At 69.8% G+C, this 19045-nt stretch carries 14 protein-coding genes; 8 read left to right on the top strand and 6 right to left on the bottom strand.

What is annotated here, in order from left to right; all coding sequences use genetic code 11:
* The first annotated feature begins 2 nt into the window (after positions 1-2).
* From AC1DS4_RS05100 to AC1DS4_RS05085, 4 genes are all read left to right on the top strand, one after another.
* A complete protein-coding gene (locus AC1DS4_RS05100; protein WP_477632545.1) occupies positions 3-878 on the top strand; it encodes an ABC transporter ATP-binding protein in 876 nt (291 codons plus the stop codon).
* On the top strand, positions 871-1614 hold the full coding sequence (locus tag AC1DS4_RS05095; protein ID WP_477632546.1) for an ABC transporter ATP-binding protein: 744 nt from the start codon (positions 871-873) through the stop codon (positions 1612-1614). Before AC1DS4_RS05100 ends, AC1DS4_RS05095 begins: the two co-directional genes overlap by 8 nt.
* 10 nt (positions 1615-1624) lie before the next feature.
* Positions 1625-2140, top strand: a complete 516-nt coding sequence (locus tag AC1DS4_RS05090; protein WP_477615095.1) for a MarR family winged helix-turn-helix transcriptional regulator — start codon at positions 1625-1627, stop codon at positions 2138-2140.
* 191 nt (positions 2141-2331) lie between these two features.
* A complete protein-coding gene (locus AC1DS4_RS05085; RefSeq protein ID WP_477632547.1) occupies positions 2332-4071 on the top strand; it encodes an acyl-CoA mutase large subunit family protein in 1740 nt (579 codons plus the stop codon).
* A 58-nt stretch (positions 4072-4129) separates the two neighbouring features.
* On the opposite strand, the gene AC1DS4_RS05080 is transcribed toward AC1DS4_RS05085, so the two are convergent.
* Positions 4130-4771 (bottom strand): TetR/AcrR family transcriptional regulator, encoded by a 642-nt coding sequence (locus tag AC1DS4_RS05080; protein WP_477615097.1) that lies wholly within the window; start codon positions 4769-4771, stop codon positions 4130-4132.
* A gap of 147 nt (positions 4772-4918) precedes the next feature.
* On the opposite strand from AC1DS4_RS05080, the gene AC1DS4_RS05075 reads away from it, so the two are divergent.
* Genes AC1DS4_RS05075 through AC1DS4_RS05060 form a run of 4 tightly spaced genes read left to right on the top strand, consistent with a single transcriptional unit; the run spans position 4919 to position 8978 of the window.
* A complete protein-coding gene (locus AC1DS4_RS05075; RefSeq protein WP_477632548.1) occupies positions 4919-5611 on the top strand; it encodes a hypothetical protein in 693 nt (230 codons plus the stop codon).
* Complete coding sequence (locus AC1DS4_RS05070; protein WP_477632549.1) at positions 5608-6609, top strand: DUF8094 domain-containing protein; 1002 nt, start codon at positions 5608-5610, stop codon at positions 6607-6609. The genes AC1DS4_RS05075 and AC1DS4_RS05070 overlap by 4 nt, the downstream gene beginning before the upstream one ends.
* A gap of 15 nt (positions 6610-6624) precedes the next feature.
* Positions 6625-7623, top strand: a complete 999-nt coding sequence (locus tag AC1DS4_RS05065; RefSeq protein ID WP_477632550.1) for a co-chaperone YbbN — start codon at positions 6625-6627, stop codon at positions 7621-7623.
* Positions 7624-7667: 44 nt separating this feature from the next.
* On the top strand, positions 7668-8978 hold the full coding sequence (locus AC1DS4_RS05060; RefSeq protein WP_477615101.1) for an ATP-grasp domain-containing protein: 1311 nt from the start codon (positions 7668-7670) through the stop codon (positions 8976-8978).
* 295 nt (positions 8979-9273) lie between these two features.
* Here the strand turns inward: AC1DS4_RS05060 and pgm are convergent, their stop codons facing one another.
* Genes pgm through AC1DS4_RS05035 form a run of 5 tightly spaced genes read right to left on the bottom strand, consistent with a single transcriptional unit; the run spans position 9274 to position 18916 of the window.
* The gene (gene pgm / locus AC1DS4_RS05055) at positions 9274-10917 is read right to left on the bottom strand and encodes a phosphoglucomutase (alpha-D-glucose-1,6-bisphosphate-dependent) (protein WP_477645999.1); all 1644 of its coding nucleotides are present in this window, start codon (positions 10915-10917) and stop codon (positions 9274-9276) included.
* Entirely contained in the window at positions 10914-13655 is a 2742-nt protein-coding gene (glgB, locus tag AC1DS4_RS05050; protein WP_477632552.1) for a 1,4-alpha-glucan branching protein GlgB, read from the bottom strand. The genes pgm and glgB overlap by 4 nt, the downstream gene beginning before the upstream one ends.
* The gene (locus AC1DS4_RS05045) at positions 13652-15088 is read right to left on the bottom strand and encodes a maltokinase N-terminal cap-like domain-containing protein (protein WP_477632553.1); all 1437 of its coding nucleotides are present in this window, start codon (positions 15086-15088) and stop codon (positions 13652-13654) included. Before AC1DS4_RS05045 ends, glgB begins: the two co-directional genes overlap by 4 nt.
* A complete protein-coding gene (gene treS, locus AC1DS4_RS05040; RefSeq protein ID WP_477615105.1) occupies positions 15081-16790 on the bottom strand; it encodes a maltose alpha-D-glucosyltransferase in 1710 nt (569 codons plus the stop codon). The genes AC1DS4_RS05045 and treS overlap by 8 nt, the downstream gene beginning before the upstream one ends.
* On the bottom strand, positions 16790-18916 hold the full coding sequence (locus AC1DS4_RS05035; protein WP_477632554.1) for an alpha-1,4-glucan--maltose-1-phosphate maltosyltransferase: 2127 nt from the start codon (positions 18914-18916) through the stop codon (positions 16790-16792). Before AC1DS4_RS05035 ends, treS begins: the two co-directional genes overlap by 1 nt.
* Positions 18917-19045: the final 129 nt, after the last annotated feature.

The following is a 19045-nucleotide window of genomic DNA, read 5'->3' as shown; positions in this document are numbered from 1 at the left end:
CTGTGACCGCCACGAGCGACAGGACCGGGGTGGCCACTCGGGGGCTGCGGGTGACCACGCGCGGCCTCGTCCACATCTACCGCGCCGAGGGCCATGACGTGGCCGCCCTGTCCGGCGTCGACCTCACGGTCCACCCCGGAGAGGTGGTGGGGCTGCTGGGGCCGTCCGGCGCCGGTAAGTCGACCCTCCTGACGTTGTTCGGCGGGCTCATGCGGCCCAGCGCAGGGCGCGTGCTGGTCGGCGATCACGAGCTGTCGACGATGACCGAAGCCGACCTCGACCGGTTCCGGGCCGCGGAGGTGGGGCTGGTCCTGCAGGGCGCTGCCCGCAACCTCCTGCCCTATCTCAGTGCCCGCCAGAACGTCGAGTTCGCCCAGACCTCCGCGCGCAGGGCCGGCCGCGACGTGCCGCCTCCCGGAGAGGTGCTGGAGCTCGTGGGTCTGGGCCACGCCGCGACCGCACCGCTGGACTCCCTGCCGCCCGGTCAGCTGCAGCTCGCCGCCCTGGCCGTGGCACTCGCAAGCAGGCCGGGCCTGCTGCTGGGCGACGAGCCGACCTCCCAGCTGCACCACTCGTCCCGCGACCTCGTGCTCGACACGGTGCACCGGGTCAACCAGGAGTGGGGGACCACCGTGGTGGTCGTGACCCACGACCCCGAGGTGGCCGCGCGGCTGCCGCGGACGGTCACCATCCGCGACGGCCGCGTCGGGGGCGAGGGCCGTTCCGGCGAGGAGTATGCCGTGGTGTCCGCGGACGGCTCGCTGCCCCTGCCGCCCGCAGCCGTGGAGGCGTTCCCCCCGGGCGCCCTGGTGCGCGTGCACGAGGTCGACGGTGTCTGGACGCTGATTCCGGAAGGCAGGGGTGAGACGGGTGGGTGACCGGCGCGAGTGGTCCACGGACAGCGGGTCGATCGACGACGGCCGGCTGGGGGGTGACCGAGCCCACGGGCGCGTCGAGTCGCCGCCCCTGAGGGTCGAGGGCGTCACCGTGCGCTACGGGTCCACGGTCGCCGTCGCAGGCGCGGACCTGGAGGCTTATGCCGGGGAGTTCATCGCGGTCACCGGTCACAGTGGCGCTGGGAAGTCCTCGCTGCTGTGGGCCATCGGTGGCGCTGTGGCCAGCGAGGGCACGGTGCGCCTCGGCGACGACGTCGTCCGAGACCGGGCTCAAGCGGCGCGACTCGGCATCGAGGTCATCCCGCAGGGAAGCGCCCTCGCTGTGCTCCTCTCGGCCCAGGAGAACGTCGCACTGCCGTTGCTGGCCCGTGGGGTGCGCTCCGACCAGGCCGGGCGTCGGGCTCAGGAGGCACTGGAGTCGGTCGGCCTGCACGAGTCCGGCAGCCACCTGGCCGAGGAGCTCAGCGGTGGCCAGCAGCAGCGGGTGGCCGTCGCTCGTGGCCTTGCCCTGCGCGGCACGGTGCTCCTCGCCGACGAGCCCACCTCCGAGCTCGACCACGACAACCGTGAACGCGTCCTGGCGCTGTTGCGGGCCGAGGCTCGGCGAGGCGCGATCGTCATCATGGCCACGCACGACCCCGAGGCCGCCGAGGAGGCCGACGGCGAGATCCGCCTCGATGATGGACAGCTCGAGACCGTCCGACTCCCTGCGGGCTAGCCTGCTGCGCGTGCCGAAGCCCATTCGCCTGCCGTTCGACCCGATCACGCGCGCGGCCCAGCTGTGGACCAGACGCTGGGGGCGCACCTCCCAGCCGTTGGCGATGGCGAGCGCGACGTCGATCATGCGCGTCCAGCAGCTGCTGATCACGGACTACGACGCCCTGGTCGGCAGGCACGGCCTGACGTTCGCCCGCTACGAGGCGCTGGTGCTGCTCGCGTTCAGCCGCGACGGCCGGTTGGGCATGAGCAAGATCGGCCAGCGCCTGATGGTCCACCCGACCAGCGCCACCAACATCATCCAGCGCCTCGACGCCCAGGGTTTCGTCGAACGCCTGCCCAACCCCGATGACGGTCGAGGCACCCTCGCCGTGATCACGCCGGCAGGACGCGAGGCCATGGAGGCCGCGACCGCTGACCTGGTCAAGGAGAAGTTCGGTCTCGGCATGCTGACCGCCGCCGAGCACGAACAGCTGTTCGACCTGCTCCGCAAGGTGCGCGTCGGCGCCGCCGACTTCGACGCCTGACCCAGCCCCCCGGCATACCCCGAGCCACCCACCCCCACCTTTATCGGGTCTAGGGACTTGGGTCGACTTCACCCCGAAACGGTTCTGGGGTGAAGCCGACGTTTGTCCCTAGACCCGATAAAGGGTGGGGCGGGGGTGGGTGGGGGAGCTCTGGCGTGACATTTACTAGGACGTCCTAGTAAATTGGCGCCATGCCCGAGAACCCCGCACCCACCACCCCCGCGACGAGCGACGGCGCTGCCCGCTGGCAGGCCCGCTACGACGCAGCCCAGGCCAAGGGGCAGGTGCGCGACGCAGACTTCACCACGCTCTCGCAGATGCCCGTGGAGCCCGTCTACGGGCCGACCGACGGCTCCGAGGTGCCCGAGCGGATCGGCTGGCCGGGGGAGTACCCCTTCACGCGAGGTCTCTACCCGACGGGCTACCGCGGCCGCACCTGGACGATCCGGCAGTTCGCCGGCTTCGGCAACGCGGTGCAGACCAATGAGCGCTACAAGATGATCCTGGAGCGCGGGGGTGGTGGCCTGTCGGTGGCCTTCGACATGCCCACCCTGATGGGGCGCGACTCCGACGACCCGATGAGCCTCGGCGAGGTCGGCCACTGCGGCGTCGCGATCGACTCCGCCAAGGACATGGAGGTGCTGTTCAACGAGCTGCCGCTCGAGGACATCACCACGTCGATGACGATCAGCGGTCCGGCCGTCCCCGTGTTCTGCATGTACCTCGTCGCCGCCGAGCGCCAGGGTGTCGACCTGGGCGTCCTCAACGGAACGCTGCAGACCGACATCTTCAAGGAGTACATCGCCCAGAAGGAGTGGCTGTTCGCCCCCGAGCCGCACCTGCGCCTGATCGGCGACCTGATGGAGTACTGCGCCGAGAACATCCCCGACTACAAGCCGCTGTCGGTCTCGGGCTACCACATCCGCGAGGCCGGTTCCACGGCTGCGCAGGAGCTCGCGTTCACCCTCGCCGACGGGTTCGGCTACGTCGAGCTGGGCCTGTCGCGTGGCCTCGACATCGACACCTTCGCCCCCGGGTTGTCGTTCTTCTTCGACAGCCACCTGGACTTCTTCGAGGAGATCGCGAAGTTCCGTGCCGCGCGCCGGATCTGGGCCCGCTGGTTGCGCGACACCTACGGCGCGAAGACCGACAAGGCCCAGTGGCTGCGGTTCCACACCCAGACCGCCGGGGTGTCGCTCACGGCGCAGCAGCCCTACAACAACGTGGTCCGGACCGCCGTCGAGGCGCTCGCGGCTGTCCTGGGTGGCACCAACAGCCTCCACACCAACGCGCTCGACGAGACCTTGGCGCTGCCCAGCGAGCAGGCTGCCGAGATCGCCCTGCGCACCCAGCAGGTGATCATGGAGGAGACCGGCGTCGTCAACGTCGCCGACCCGCTCGGGGGCAGCTGGTACGTCGAGGCCCTCACCGACAAGATCGAGGCCGAAGCCGAAGCCATCTTCGACAAGATCAGGGCGATGGGTGAGCTCGGCAAGCCCCGCAACGCCGAGGGTGGCGTCGACCACGCGGTCGGCCCGATGACCTCCGGCATCCTGCACGGCATCGAGGACGGCTGGTTCATGTCCGAGATCGCCGAGGCCGCCTTCCAGTACCAGGTGTCGCTGGAGAAGGGAGACAAGAAGGTCGTCGGCGTCAACTGCCACACCGCCTCGGTCACCCACGAGCTCGAGATCCTGCGCGTCAGCCACGAGGTCGAGCGCGAGCAGGTCGCCACTCTCAAGACGCGCAAGACGGACCGCGACGAGGACGCCGTGCGCGCTGCCGTGCAGCACATGGTCGAGGTGGCCCGCACCAGCGGAAACATGGTGCCCGCCATGCTCGATGCGGCGCGCGCCGAGGCGACGCTGGGCGAGATCTGCGACGCGCTGCGCGACGAGTGGGGCGTCTACCGCGAGCCCGCCCGCTTCTGACCGACCGGGGTATGCCGCGTGGCGGCCTTGTGCCGCGCGCCGGATCGGGAGCGTCGGGTCAGGGCTCCCCGGCGGGCTCGCGCTGCTCGCGCCGCAGCCGCGCGTAGGCCACGTCGGCCAGCAGGGCGATGAGGCCGTCGATGAAGGCCTCGTCGGGCTCACCCGTCGCCAGGGCGCGGTGCATGACCGAGCCGACGACCACGTCGGCGAGCAAGTCGACGTCGATCATGTCCTGTCGGATCTCGCCGCGGCCGATCGCGCGCTCGACGGACGTCGCCACCAGGGCGTGCAAGCGCGTCGACAGGGACTCCCGCACCTTCTGGCCGACCCCCTCGGGGTCACGGGCCGACTCGGCCAGCAACGCGGCATACGCACCACCGGTGGAGGGGTCGCGCAGCAGCCGCGCTGCCTCGCCGATGCCGGCGCGCATGTCGGCCGCCAGCGAGCCGTTGTCCTCGATCTCGATCTCGTCAAAGGTCGCGGCCACGGCGTGCACGGCGAGCTCGACCTTCGAGGGCCAGCGCCGGTAGAGCGTGCTCTTGGCCACACCCGCCTTGGCGGCAACGTGCTCCATCGACATCCGGGCCACGCCCTTGTCGGCGAGCACCTGTCGCGCCGCCGCGGTGATCGCCTGCTCGGTCGCCTCCTCACGGGGGCGCCCGGGGCGGCGACTTCGGTCGTGCCGTGAACGTGAGGTCATCACGGGCGATCATGCCACCGACGACGTGATTTCAGGCGTTGGGGATTTGTCGTCATGGACCAACCTGGGTCATGGTGGTGTGATTGCCGACTGCGGGGAGCTCCCGCGTGTCGGCCCACTCACGTAAGGATTTCTACTGTGTCGGTTGTGGCCAAACGCGCGCTCTTCGCCGCGGTGACCGTGATCGGACTCGTGCTCCTGGTCGTCGGAGCCTGGTTCACCGTCCACCTCGGGTCCTCCGGGAGCGCCGTGCTCCGGTCCGTTCCCCCCAAGGGCGCTGTCGTCGTCATCGAACCGTCGGTGCTCAACCGCGTCGACCGCCCGGTGAGCATCACGGCCGTTGGCCCCTCGGGGACGCAGATCTGGATGGGCCGGACGAGCCCCACGGACGCCAAGGCGATCGTCGGTGCCGCCGACCACACCTCGGTCAGCGGGGCCCACGTGAGGGACTGGAGCCTGGTGCAGTCGCGGTCCGGCGCCGGCGCTGCGCCCCAGCTCGACACGGCCGACATCTGGCGCCAGACCGCCACCGGCGAGGGCAGGGTGCGACTCACGGTCGACCAGGCCGGAGCCCCCGAGTCGGTCGTCATCGCCGCACCTGATGGCAAGCCGGTCGACCTCAGCTCGCTGACGGTCACCGTCGAGCGCCGGACCTGGTTCTTCCAGGCGCTGCTCGTCACGCTCGTCGGCCTCCTGGCCGCCGCGGCTGGTGGAGCTGGACTGTGGCAGAACCGGCCGCGTCGCACCCAGAGCCCGACCGAGGGGCCGACCGAGAACTCGACCCCAGCCCCGACCGAAGGCGACGGGACCGACGCGCCCACCGAGGAGGTGCGCGCATGAGCGGCTCGACCCCCCGCGCTGCGCTCATCGGCGCCCTGGGCGTGACCCTGAGCCTGGTGCTCGCGGGCTGTGGTGCCGGTTCCGGCATGGTGGGGGTGCACGACGCGCCCTCGCAGGCCGCCGCCACGGCGCCGATCTCGGCGCAGAGTGCCGAAGCCATCGCCAGCCGGGTCCTCACCAAGGCCGCCGACGCGGGCGCGGCGAAGCCGGCCGATGCCGCGACGCTCCGCGCGGAGGCGCTCACGGGCAGCGCCCTCGCGGTCGCCAACGCCGCCAGCCGACTCCAGACGGGTGCCACGCCGACCGCCGCACCGATGAGGCGCACCGAGCCGCCGAAGGTCCTCGGGGTCTCGCGGGGCGCGGGCTGGCCCCGCCTGATCCTCGCCCAGACGACCACGGCGGAGAACGGCGCGGTCCTGAACCTCCTGGTCTCGCCGGACGCCAGGACGCCGTTCCGGCTCAGCGCCGCCGCGCCCATGCAGCCCGGCGCCACGGTGGCGGCTCTCGACTCGCTGACCACGGGTTCGCCGATGGTCACCCCGGCCACCAGGCTCGCGGTGCAGCCCGCCGACCTGCTCAAGGGGTATGCCGCGAGTCTCGCCTTCCCCAAGCCGGTCGCCGACCCCCATGTCGACGCCGCGGAACCGTTCTCCACGGCGATCCGGGCCCACGCGGCCGAACAGGCCAAGACCTTCGGGAAGCTGGCCACCCTCAAGCAGACGCACACCGTCGAGCCGGACAGCACGGTCGCCATCGCGTTGCGCGGGGGCGGAGCCCTCGTCTTCGGCCTGCTGGAACGCACTGACACGATCACGCTGCGCCCCGGCGGCAAGTCGCTCACGCCCAGCGCCGACTTCCAACGACTCGTGCGCAAGAAGACCCTCACCAAGAGCGCCGAGCTCAAGTCCTACGAGACCGTCGTGTTCACCGTGCCGGCCGAGGGGAAGGCGCAGCTCGTCGCCGTCGACGAGGTGCTGTTCTCGGCCAAGGGCGCGTGAGGGACAATCACCGCCATGAGTGATCAGCCGTTGACCACAGGTGGCCTCCGGGGCGCCGTCGACCTCACCGCACTGCGGGGTCAAACCCCGTCGGCCGCCTCCACCGCGCCCCCCGGGGCGACCGCGGCGGGTGGTGCAGGTGCGTCCGACGCCACCGGGACGCCGGCTCCCACGGGGGTCGCCGGTCGGGCAGGCGTCGTCGTCGAGGGCACGGACACCAACTTCCAGGAGGTCGCCAACGCCTCAGTGGGTGTCCCGATGCTGCTGGTCCTCTGGGCTGCCCAGATCCCCGAGTCGCGCGACTACCTCGACACCGTGGTCAGGATCGCGGGCAGCTACGAAGGCCGGTTCCAGGTCGTCAGCGTCAACGTCGAGCAGAACCCCACCCTGCTGCGGGCCTTCCAGGTGCAGAGCGTCCCGGTCACCATGGGGCTGATCCAGGGCCAGCCCGTGCCGTTGTTCGCCGGGATCCAGCCGGAGCAGGCCCTTCGACCGGTGCTCGACGAGTTCCTCGGCCTGGCGGTGCAGCACGGTGTGGCGGGTCGCGTCGACATCGCCGGCGCGGGCGAGCCTGCCGAAGGCGGCGAGGTCGAGGAGCAGCTCCCGCCCCTGCACCAGGAGGCCTACGACGCCATCGAGCGCGGCGACCTCGACGGTGCCGCGGCGGCATACCAGCAGGCGCTGAAGCAGAACCCCGCCGACGCCGAGGCTGAGCTGGGGCTCGCCCAGGTCGGCCTCCTGCAGCGCACCGAGGGTGCGGACCTGCAAGGCGCCCGCGCAGCGGCCGCCGAGCACCCCACGGATGTCGCCGCGCAGGGCCTGGTCGCAGACCTCGACGTCCTCGGTGGGCACGTGGAGGACGCGTTCCTGCGGCTCATCGACCTCGTGCGGGCAACCGCCGGTGAGGAGCGGGAGCAGGCGAAGAACCACCTCCTCCAGCTCTTCGCCGTGGTCGGCTCGCACGACGAGCGCGTCCGCAAGGCACGAACGTCCCTGATGAGCGCCTTGTTCTGAGGCTCCACTTTCGGTGCGCCTGCTGAGCCGACAGGATGGGGTGCATGGCAAAGACGCAGGAACACCTCATCGGACTGTTGCTGGGCGCGGAAGGTGACTGGCCGCGCGCGTTCGAGACCCTCGCGGGTCGGCTGGGCGTCCTGAAGGGGCCCGACGGGACGAGCCACCACGTCAACACCGAACGCATGACGATCGAGCCGTTCAACCTGCGTGACAAACCACGGCAGGACCTCGTGATCGACCGACTGGCCTACTGGTACTACCACCCGCGAGAGTGGCTCAAGAAGGCCGCGCTGATGGACGACGTCTACCTGCTCAACAGCCCGTTCACGTTCCAGTCCATGGAGAAGCACTCGGCCTACTGCGCGCTGCTGCGCCTGGGGATGAACGTCCCCGAGACCGTGCTGGTGCCCTACAAGAACCCGATCGACAACGCGCGCTGGGCCTTCACCGCGGCCCGGTACAACAAGGAGTTCGACCTCGACGCGATCGCTGAGGAGATCGGCTACCCGCTGTTCATGAAGCCGTTCGACGGCGGTGGCTGGCGCGGCGTGTCCCAGGTCAAGAACGTCGAGGACCTGCACAGTGCCTACGACGACTCCGGCGAGATGCTGATGCACCTGCAGGCGTCCGTGAAGGACTTCGAGGTGTTCGCGAGAGCCCTCACCATCGGGCCCGAGACGATGGTGATGAAGTTCCAGCCCGACGAGCCGATGCACAACAGGTATGCCGTGCAGCACGGCTTCCTGGGCGAGGGCGTGGGCACCGAGGCGGTCACCATCGCCCAGACGGTGAACGCGTTCTTCCGGTGGGAGTTCAACTCCTGCGAGATGCTGGTCAAGGACGGCGTCGTCTACCCGATCGACTACGCCAACGCGTGTCCCGACGTGGCGGTGACCTCGCTGCACTACTACTTCCCGTGGGCCATGAAGGCGCTGCTGAAGTGGTCGGTGTTCTGCGTCGCCACCGGCCGCAAGGCGCGCACCCAGGTCGACACCGGGCCGTGGTTCGAGATCGCCGACGACGACGCGCTCGACTACGGGGCCAAGCTCGCGGCATACCAGGGGTTGGCCGACGACCACTTCGACACCGAGCGCTACCGGGAGTTCTGCGAGGTCGCCCTCCCGAACATCGACGACATGGTGCTCGAGTGGGTCGACTCACCCGACTTCCGCAGCCTGCTGACCGAGACCATCCAGACGACCTATCCCCAGCACGAGTGGGACAAGTTCGAGGGACACTTCGGCGGTCTCACCCGGATGTGGGTCAAGGACGAGCAGTCACGCCTGGGGTCTGGCAGCTCGGCCGTCGACGAGACCGTCGTGAGCGGCCCCGCACCTGCCGTGGCGGACTAGCAGGCGCGGCACTCCTGCGGGAGCTGCTGGCGGCGTGCTTCGGGCTGCATCAACCGGGGGCGGCGCAAGCCGCGCAGTCGGTCGAGGGTGACGAGGTTGGGGCCGGTGTCGCCTCGGCGGGGGAAGCTGCGAGGCCCGGGCTGGCGTGCGTCGTTCGAGGGCGTCATGTAGGTCCCAACCGGCGCGGGCCGAATTCTGTTCCCCGGCACAGGAACTCACAGCGAACCAGCGGACAGCGACCAGGTGGGATGGGCTGTGGGAGGGCGATCGTTCTCAGCCTGCCCTCACCTTTCGGTCAGGCACCGAGGGCCGCGCCGACGACTTCCTTGGCCTCGGCCTGCACCTGGGCCAGGTGGTCGGCGCCCTTGAACGACTCGGCATAGATCTTGTAGACGTCCTCGGTCCCTGATGGGCGCGCCGCGAACCAGGCGCTCTCCGTCGTGACCTTGAGGCCACCGATGGCCGCGTCGTTGCCGGGTGCCTGCGTCAGCTTGGCCGTGATCGGTTCCCCCGCAAGGGAGTCCGCAGCCACGTCGCCGGGCGAGAGGGCCGCGAGCTTGGCCTTCTGTTCACGCGTTGCAGCAGCATCGATCCGTGCGTATGCCGGGTCACCGTGCTTCGCGGTCAGCTCGCGGTAGTGCTGGCTGGGGCTCTGGCCGGTCACGGCGAGGATCTCGGAGGCGAGCAGCGCCAGGATGATGCCGTCCTTGTCGGTGGTCCAGGCCTTGCCGTCCCGGCGCAGGAAGGACGCTCCCGCGGACTCCTCACCGCCGAAGCCGAAGCTTCCGTCGATGAGGCCGGGCACGAACCACTTGAAGCCCACCGGCACCTCGACGAGCCGCCCGCCGMCGTCGGCGGCCACCCGGTCGATCATCGAGGACGACACCAGGGTCTTGCCGATGGCCGCGTCGGCCGGCCAGTCGGGGCGCGCACCCCCGAAGAGGTACTGGATCGCGACGGCGAGGAAGTGGTTGGGGTTCATCAGCCCGCCGTCGGGGGTGACGATGCCGTGCCGGTCGGAGTCGGCGTCGTTGCCCGTGGCGATGTCGTAGTCGTCCTTGCGCGAGATCAGCGAGGCCATGGCGTAGGGGGAGGAGCAGTCCATCCGGATCTTGCCGTCCCAGTCCAGGGTCATGAAGCGCCACGTCGGGTCGACCAGGGGGTTCACCACGGTGAGGTTGAGTCCGTGGCGCTCCGCGATCTCACCCCAGTAGTGCACCGCCGCGCCGCCGAGCGGGTCAGCGCCGATGCGTACGCCGGCGTCCTTGATCCGTGGGAGGTCAATCACGTTCGGCAGGTCGTCGACGTAGCTGCCCAGGAAGTCGTAGGGCTGGGCATGGGCACGGGCCCTGCTGAACGGGATGCGACGGACATCCTCGAGGCCGCCGGCGATCAGCTCGTTGGCACGCGCCGCGATCACCTTGGTGGCGTCGCTGTCGGCAGGGCCGCCGTGGGGCGGGTTGTACTTGAACCCTCCGTCGGCCGGCGGGTTGTGGGAGGGGGTGACCACGATGCCGTCGGCCAGGACGGCGCCGCTCGTGCGGCCCTCGTTGGCGCGGATGATGGCATGGCTGACGGCCGGGGTCGGGGTGTAGCCGTCTCGGTCGTCAACCAGGACGATCACGTCGTTGGCCGCCAGCACCTCGAGGGCCGATGCCCAGGCGGGCTCCGAGAGGCCGTGGGTGTCGCGCCCGATGAACAGCGGGCCGTCGTAGCCCTGGGACTTGCGGTAGTCGCAGATGGCCTGGGTCGTGGCGAGGATGTGCGCCTCGTTGAACGCCGTCTTCAGGCTCGACCCACGGTGGCCCGACGTGCCGAAGGCGACCTGCTGGTCGATGTCCTCCGGGTCGGGCACCAGGGTGTAGTAGGCCGTGACGAGATGGGCGACGTCGACGAGGTCGGAGGGCTGGGCCGGCTGACCTGCGCGCGGGTGGTTCATCGGTCTGCCGCCGTGTCGACCGGGGCCAGGTACACCGCCGAGAGGGATGCGACCCTGACCTCGACGGAGTAGGGCTGGCCGTTGGCGCCGTGCTCCTGTGCCGTCACGACGACCTCTGCCTGGCTCGGCGTGCCGAACTCGTCGTAGCCGCTCGTGTCGAGGATGACCTTCCAGTCACCGGCCCGCGGGACGCCGATCCGCAGCGGGTCCCTCGGCAGGCCACCGAAGTTCACCGCGACCGCGACGACGGCCCCCTGACGGTCCTGGGTGCCGAATCGCAGGTAGGAGTACGTGTTCCAGGCGTTGTCATCCGCGTTGAGCCACTCGAAACCGGCGGGGTCGGAGTCCAGCGCCCACAGGGCCTCGTTGTCGCGGTAGACGCGGTTGAGCTCCTTGACCAGGTTGTGCACGCGGTAGTGCGCCGCGTGGTCGAGCAGCCACCAGTCGAGCTGCCGGCCGTCGGCCCACTCGGCCTCCTGGGCGAACTCGGTGCCCATGAAGAGCAGCTGCTTGCCCGGGTGGCTCCAGATGTAGGCGAGGAAGGCCCGCACCGTTGCCAGCTGGTCGTAGCGACTGCCCGGGACCTTGCGGAGCAGGGAGCCCTTGCCGTGGACGACCTCGTCGTGGCTGATCGGGAGGAGGTAGTTCTCGCTGAACGCGTACATGAGGGAGAAGGTCAGCAGGTGGTGGTGGTACTGCCGGTGGATCGGGTCCTCCTTGAGGTACTTCAAGGAGTCGTTCATCCAGCCCATGTTCCACTTCAGCCCGAACCCGAGTCCGCCCGTGCTGGTGGGCTTGGTGACGCCCGGCCAGGAGGTGGACTCCTCGGCGATCATCACGATCCCCGGCACGCGCTTGTATGCCGTGGCGTTGGCCTCCTGGAGCAGGTCGACCGCCTCGAGGTTCTCGCGTCCCCCGTGGATGTTGGGGACCCACTCGCCGTCCTTGCGGGCGTAGTCGAGGTAGAGCATCGAGGCGACGCCGTCGACCCGCAGACCGTCGACGTGGAACTCCTCCATCCAGTAGACCGCGTTGGCCACGAGGAAGTTGCGCACCTGCATCCGGCCGAAGTCGAAGATGTAGGAACCCCACTCCGTGTGCCAGCCCTTGCGCGGATCCGGGTGCTCGTAGAGCGGCAGCCCGTCGAACCGGGCCAGCGCCCACGGGTCGGTGGCGAAGTGCCCGGGCACCCAGTCGAGGATGACGCCGATCCCAGCCTGGTGCAGCCGGTCGACGAGGTAACGGAACTCGTCCGGTCGGCCGAACCGCGCGCTCGGGGCGTAGTAGCTCGTCACGTGGTAGCCCCACGACGGCGGGTAGGGGTGCTCCATCACAGGCATGAACTCGACGTGCGTGAAGCCAAGGTCAGCGACGTAGTTGACCAGGTGCTCCGCGAGGGCGACGTAGCCGTGGTTGCTGCGCCACGACCCGAGGTGCACCTCATAGACGCTCATGGGCGCGGTGTGGACGTCGTTCTCGGCGCGCTGCGTCATCCACTCGTCGTCGCTCCAGCTGTAGCGGGACTGCACGACCGACGAGGCCCGACCAGGCGGCGGCTCCGTGGCGCGGGCCATCGGGTCGGCCTTCTCGCGGACCTTGCCGTCGGCGCCGCGCACCAGGAACTTGTAGAGGGTGCCGTCGCCGACACCGGGGATGAACAGCTCCCACACCCCGGACTCGCCGAGCAGCCGCATCGAGTGGCTGCGCGTGTCCCAGCCGTTGAAGTCGCCGGCGACGTGCACGGCCTGGGCGCGTGGAGCCCACACGGCGAACGAGGTGCCGACCACGGTGCCCATGGGGCCCGGGTACTCGCGCACGTGGGCGCCGAGCACGGTCCACAGCTGCTCGTGCCGGCCCTCACCGATGAGGTGGAGGTCGATCGGCCCGAGCGTGGGGGCGAACCGGTAGGGGTCGTCCATCTCGTGCTCGATGCCGTCGCCGTAGGCCACGATCAGGCGGTAGTCCTGGGTCTCGGTGGCTCCGGGGCGGATGCCGCCCCACACCCCGTCGGACTCGTGGGCGAGCTCGATCCGTTCGCCGTCCTGGAAACGCACGGCGACCACGGAGGCGAACGGCTTGTAGGCACGCACGAGCAGCCCGTCGTCCTCCAGGTGGTGGCCGAGCAGGTCGTGCGGCTGCTGGTGCCGCCCGTCGGCCAGTGCCCTGATCGCTTCGGCGGGTGTCGTGGGGACGGGCACCGGCTCGGGTTCGCGCTCGACGGGCGGCTCGACGGCCTGGCGCGAGGCGGAGCGGCGGGCAGCCGAGCGGCTGGTCGGCGTCTCGGCCGGTGGGCCAGCAGGCACCTCGACGGCAGGCATACCGGCAGCAGGCTCATCGCCAGCAGGCACCTCGCCAGCAGGCTCATCGGCAGCAGGCTCATGGGCATCAGGCTCATCGACCGTGGGGCCTTCGGCCGAGGGGGCGCCCGAGGCGGCGGCCTCCGCGGGCGGGGTCGCCGCGGCGGGCGTCTCGGCAGCAATCGCCTCGGCGGGGTCGGGCAGGCCGAACCACGTGCGGGTGGGCTCCTCGGCCGCGGCCGACCCGGCTTCGGCCGGGGTATCCGCGGCGTCAGGGCCCTGCGCCTCGTCCGAGGACTCGTGGGCGAGGGACTCCTCGGTCGTCGTGGGCTCGGGGGCGACGGACTCCTCGGTCGTCGTCGACTCCTGCGACGCCTCCTCCGTAGTCACCTCGTCGGTGGAGCCGGACTTCTGCTTCTTCTTGCCGAACCGTGGACTCATGTCAGGTCCTTTCTCGCGTCGTCGAGCAGTCGGACCACGGCAGCCGTGGGGATGGTCAGCCAGGTGGGCCTGTTCCTGGCCTCGTAGACGACCTCGTAGAGGGCTTTGTCCAGCTGGAACGCGATGAGCAGCGCCGCGTCCTCGCGGGGATCGCGACCGCACTGCGCGGCATACCCGTCGAGGAAGGCTTGCTGGGCGCTGGCCGCCCAGTCGCGGGCGCTGCCGGCGGGGTGGGACTGCTCCCACGAGCCAGCCGCGTAGTCGAACGAGCGAAGCATGCCGGCGATGTCGCGCACGGCGAGGTCGGGCAGGCTGCGCTCGGCCAGGGGCCGCAGGGGCTCGCCCTCGAAGTCGAGGAGCACCCAGCCGCGCTCGGCCACCTTGAGCACCTGCCCGAGGTGGTAGTCGCCGTGGATGCGTTGCAGCGCAGGCCAGCTCGCGTTGACGGCCCGGTCGAAGACGTCTGCGATGCGGTGCTCGTGGGCGGCCAGCGCCGGGACCTCGGAGGCTGCCGCGATGTAGCGTCCGCGCATGCCGGCTGCGACCGCGGCGATCGCCTCGGGGGTCACGGGTTCGGTCGGGAGCACCTCGGCGAGGCGGGCGTGCACCTCCGCGGTGGCGGCACCGAGCTGGTGGGCCGCCTCGGTGAAGTCCTCGTGGGCGGCCACCGCCCTCAGCGCGACGCGCCAGGCATCCTCCGTGCCCGGGAAGAACTCCTGCGCAAACGCCAGGTGTCCGTATGCCGGCTCGTCGCCTTCGTTGACCCCCGGCCAGGTGGCGCTGACCGTGCCGACCATGGTGGGGACCCTCGTCGAGCCGGCCTCGGAGAGCGCGCCCTGCACGGTGACGTCGGGGTTCTCCCCGGCATGCAACATGCGGAACACCTTGCAGATCAACGGCTTCGGCGTTCCGTCAGCGTCCGCGCAGTCGAACACGATGGAGGTGTTCGACTGTTCACCGGACAGCACCTTTGACGACGTGAGCACGGTCTCGGACGTCCAGGACGGGTGACGCCTCGACACCACGGCCGGCTCGGGGGTGTCGGAGACGCCCCCCGCCTGCGGCGCGGCCTGTTCGAGGATCAGGGCGAGCAGCTGGGCGGCGTACACGGGGTCGTGGGTGCCGTCGTAGACCCAGCGGGTGCCGAGGACGCTGTGTTCCAACGTGCCGACCAACGCGTGCTGGCCGCCCTCGAGCGGGGCGCCGCGGTAGGTGAGTGGCACCTGGTAGAGCACCGGCGTGGACCCGCCCTCGTCGACGAGGAGCAACGTCTCGATGCCCACTGCGCCTGCGGGGTCGTCGAGCCGCCACGACCAGACCTTGCGCAGCACCGGCAGCCGACCCTTCGCGGCATACCAGCGCTGGCGCGCCATCCACGGACCGACCAGCTCGATCTTGGTCGGGGAGAGGGTTGCGTCGTGGATCTCAGCCATGCGCTGCACCTGGCACCAGGCGGAGCCAGAAGAAGTCACGGGAACCAAGGGTCAGGGTGATGGTGCCGTCGTCGGTGATCTTCGGAAAGCCTTGCCCGCCAAACAGATCAGCGAGGTGTGCGCCCTTGAACTCGTCGGGCACCCGGATCGTCGTCGCCTGGGGCCGGCTCGAGAGGTTGTTGACGCAGAGCACGGCCTCGGAGTCGGTTCCGTCCACGTGGTCCCACTCGACGCGCAGGAACGACAGCACGCCGTCGTTGTCGGACGGGCAGACCTCGAAGTCGCCTCGACCGAACACGGGGTGACGCTTGCGGATCTCGAGCATGGCGCGCACCCAGTGCAGCAGCGAGGAGCTGCTGGCCATCTGGGCCTCGACGTTCACGTTGTTGTAGTGGTAGACGAGCGACGACACGACCGGCAGGTAGAGCTTGCCGGGATCGGCCGAGGAGAATCCGGAGTTGCGGTCGGGCGTCCACTGCATCGGCGTGCGGACGGCATCACGGTCGTTGAGCCAGATGTTGTCGCCCATGCCGATCTCGTCGCCGTAGTAGAGGCACGGCGAACCCGGCAGGGACAGCAGCAGCGCGTGGATGAGCTCGATCTCGGCCCTGCTGTTGTCGAGCAGGGGGGACAGCCGACGCCGGATGCCGACGTTCGCGCGCATCCGGGGGTCGGGTGCGTACCAGCCGTACATCGCGGCGCGCTGCTCCGGGGTCACCATCTCGAGGGTGAGCTCGTCGTGGTTGCGCAGGAACGTGCCCCACTGGGTGCCGGGCGGGATCTCGGGGGTGTCGGCCAGCACGTCGATGATCGGGGCGGCCTTCTCCTCACGCAGCGAGTAGTAGAGCATCGGCATGACGGGGAAGTGGAAGCACATCTGGCACTCCGGCTCCTCCTCGGTGCCGAAGTAGTCGACCACGTCGGCCGGGGGCTGGTTGGCCTCGGCGAGCAGGATCCGACCGGGGTACTCCGTGTCGACCATCTTGCGGAGCTTGGCGAGGAACTCGTGGGTCTTCGGGTGGTTCTCGCAGTTGTGGCCCTCCTCCTCGTAGAGGTAGGGGACCGCGTCGAGGCGGAAGCCGTCGATGCCCATGTCCATCCAGAACCGCACGACGTCGAACATCGCCTCGTGGACGGCGGGGTTCTCGAAGTTGAGGTCGGGCTGGTGGCCGAAGAACCGGTGCCAGAAGAACTGCCGGCGCACCGGGTCGAACGTCCAGTTCGACACCTCGGTGTCGATGAAGATGATGCGCGCGTCCGAGTAGGGCTCGTCGGTGTCGGACCACACGTAGAAGTCGCCGAAGGGACCCTCGGGGTCGGACCGGGACGCCTGGAACCAGGGGTGCTGGTCGCTCGTGTGGTTCATGACGAAGTCCGTGATGACCCTGATCCCCCGGGCATGGGCCTGGGAGACGAGCTCCTGGAAGTCAGGCAGCGTGCCGAACTCGGGGAGGACGGCGGTGTAGTCGGCGATGTCGTAGCCGCCGTCACGAAGGGGCGAGGCGTAGAAGGGCGGCAGCCACAGGCAGTCGACGCCCAGCCAGGCGAGGTAGTCGAGGCGGCCCATCAGTCCGGTGAAGTCGCCGGAGCCCGAGCCCTTGGAGTCCCCGAAACCGCGGACGAGGACTTCGTAGAAGACCGCGGTCTTGAACCACTCGGGGTCGTTCTTCAGACCGGGTTGGGCGAGGTTGAGACCCTGCATCAGAACCTCCGGATTGCGACGATGTGGACGGGCTCGGTCTCGGGACCGAGTCTGACGTAGACGTGCTCCCCCCAGTGCCACGACGCCCCGGTCACCAGGTCCTGGGCTGCGATCCCGTCGTGGTAGTCGAGGCCGAGCGCGGGCATGTCCAGATGCATGGCCGACTCGCGCGTGCTGTGCGGGTCGAGGTTGGCGACCACCACGATGGTGTCGTCCGTGCCGTCGGGCAGGATCCTCCGCTTGGAGAACGCCATGATGTTCTCGTCGTCGACGTGGTGGAAGGTGATGTTGCGCAGCCAGTGCAGCGCCGGGTGCTCGCGCCGGATCTGGTTGAGCATCGTCAGGTAGCCCGCGAGGGACTGCCCCTCCTTGGCCCCACCGGGCTCGTAGTCCTCCCAGTGCCGGTTCTTGTACTGGTACTTCTCGTTGTCGATCTGCTCCTCTGCACCGGGACGGGCGACGTGCTCGATGAGCTCGTAGCCGGCGTAGATCCCGTAGGTGGGGACCAGGGTCGCGGCCAGGGCCGCGCGCAGCTTCCAGGCCGAGGGGCCGCCGAACTGCATGTAGGGCGTGAGGATGTCGTGCGTCGTGGGCCAGAACGACGGCCGCATGTAGGCCGCGGCGTCGCCGGCGAGCTCCTTGACGTACTCCTCGAGCTCCCACCGCTGGTTGCGCCAGGTGTAGTACGTGTAGGACTGCTGGAAACCGACCTTGCCGAGCGAGTGCATCATCGCGGGCTTGGTGAACGCCTCGGCCAGCCAGATCACGTCGGGGTGGTCGCGGCCCACGTCGGCGATGATCCACTGCCAGAACTCGACCGGCTTGGTGTGCGGGTTGTCGACCCGGAAGATCTTGACCCCGTGGTCGATCCACACCTGGACCATGCGGCGCATCTCGGCGTACGACCCGACCGGGTCGTTGTCGAAGTTGAGCGGGTAGATGTCCTGGTACTTCTTGGGCGGGTTCTCGGCGTACGCGATGGTGCCGTCGGCCCGGGTGGTGAACCACTCCGGGTGAGACTTCACGTACGGGTGGTCGGGGGAGCACTGGAGCGCGATGTCCATCGCCACCTCCATGCCGTGCTCGTGCGTCTGCGCCACGAAGTAGTCGAAGTCGGCGAATGTCCCGAGGTCGGGGTGGATCGCATCGTGTCCGCCGTCGGGGGAGCCGATGGCATAGGGACTGCCCGGGTCGTCGGGGCCGGCGCCGAGGGTGTTGTTCGGACCCTTGCGCGCCGTCGTGCCGATCGGGTGGATCGGCGTGAGGTAGACAACGTCGAAGCCCATCCGAGCGATCGCGGGCAGCCGCTCGGCCGCCGTGCGCAGGGTGCCGGACTTCCACTTTCCGGTCGCCGGGTCCTGCACGGCACCTTCCGACCGCGGGAAGATCTCGTACCACGCGCCATACAGGGCTCTCTCACGCTCCACGAGCAACGGGTATGCCGTGGACGGGCTCACGTAGTCCCGCAGCGGGCGGGCGGCCAGCTCGGCGCGCACCGAGGGGTCGGTGCCGGCGTGCAGCCGGGCCAGGGGCGGGCGGCGGGTGTCGCGCAGGGCAGTGACCGCGTCCTTGAGGACGGCCTGCTGCTCCTTGGTGCGCGTGACCTCGGACAGGGCCCGTTCGAGGGTGCGGGCGCCTTCTTCGAGCATCAGCTCGGTGTCGATCTCGGCGGCGACCTTGATCGACGCATCGTGGTCCCAGGTGCCGTAGGGGTCGGACCAGCCCTCGACGCGGTAGGTCCACCAGCCCTCGGTGTCGGGCTCGACGACGGCAGCCCAGGTGTTGAGGCCGGGGTTGGTCGAGGTCATCGCGGTGACGCGCTCTGAGCCGTCGGGCGCGACGAGGACGACGGAGGCGTTGACCGCGTCGTGTCCCTCGCGGAAGACGGTGGCGCCGATCGTGAACTGCTCGCCCACGACGGCCTTGGCCGGGCGGGCGCCGCCGTCGACGACGGGGCTGACGTCCTGGACCGGGATGCGGCCGATGGGAGTCTGTGGGGGAGTCGTGGTCGGCGCCTGGGCTGAGGCTGTCGTGGGAGTGCTCGCGCCCGGTTGCCGTTTGCTGGTGCCCTTGGCGGGGGATGCGGCGGGAGTGTCAGGTCTGGTTGCACGTGGCGTCGCTGTCACGCGCCCGACGCTACTCGGTCTGGGGCCCCGCGCACCTCCCCAGATCCCAGATGGCCCGGTTGCTGAAACTTTTTGAAAGTTCTGCAAGAACGCGTCATTGGGATTGGGCTGGAGGGCTTAGGATGCCCC

It is taken from the genome of Pedococcus sp. P3_C7, assembly GCF_056402615.1.
This window is presented reverse-complemented; position numbering and strand designations above follow the sequence as displayed.

Excerpts from the sequence above, each read along its gene's own strand:
- glgB (WP_477632552.1), bottom strand. The coding sequence starts at position 13,655 with ATGAGTCCACGGTTCGGCAAGAAGAAGCAGAAGTCCGGCTCCACCGAC.
- AC1DS4_RS05060 (WP_477615101.1), top strand. The coding sequence starts at position 7,668 with ATGGCAAAGACGCAGGAACACCTCATCGGACTGTTGCTGGGCGCGGAA.
- AC1DS4_RS05045 (WP_477632553.1), bottom strand. The coding sequence starts at position 15,088 with ATGGCTGAGATCCACGACGCAACCCTCTCCCCGACCAAGATCGAGCTG.
- AC1DS4_RS05085 (WP_477632547.1), top strand. The coding sequence starts at position 2,332 with ATGCCCGAGAACCCCGCACCCACCACCCCCGCGACGAGCGACGGCGCT.
- treS (WP_477615105.1), bottom strand. The coding sequence starts at position 16,790 with ATGCAGGGTCTCAACCTCGCCCAACCCGGTCTGAAGAACGACCCCGAG.
- AC1DS4_RS05070 (WP_477632549.1), top strand. The coding sequence starts at position 5,608 with ATGAGCGGCTCGACCCCCCGCGCTGCGCTCATCGGCGCCCTGGGCGTG.
- AC1DS4_RS05065 (WP_477632550.1), top strand. The coding sequence starts at position 6,625 with ATGAGTGATCAGCCGTTGACCACAGGTGGCCTCCGGGGCGCCGTCGAC.
- AC1DS4_RS05080 (WP_477615097.1), bottom strand. The coding sequence starts at position 4,771 with ATGACCTCACGTTCACGGCACGACCGAAGTCGCCGCCCCGGGCGCCCC.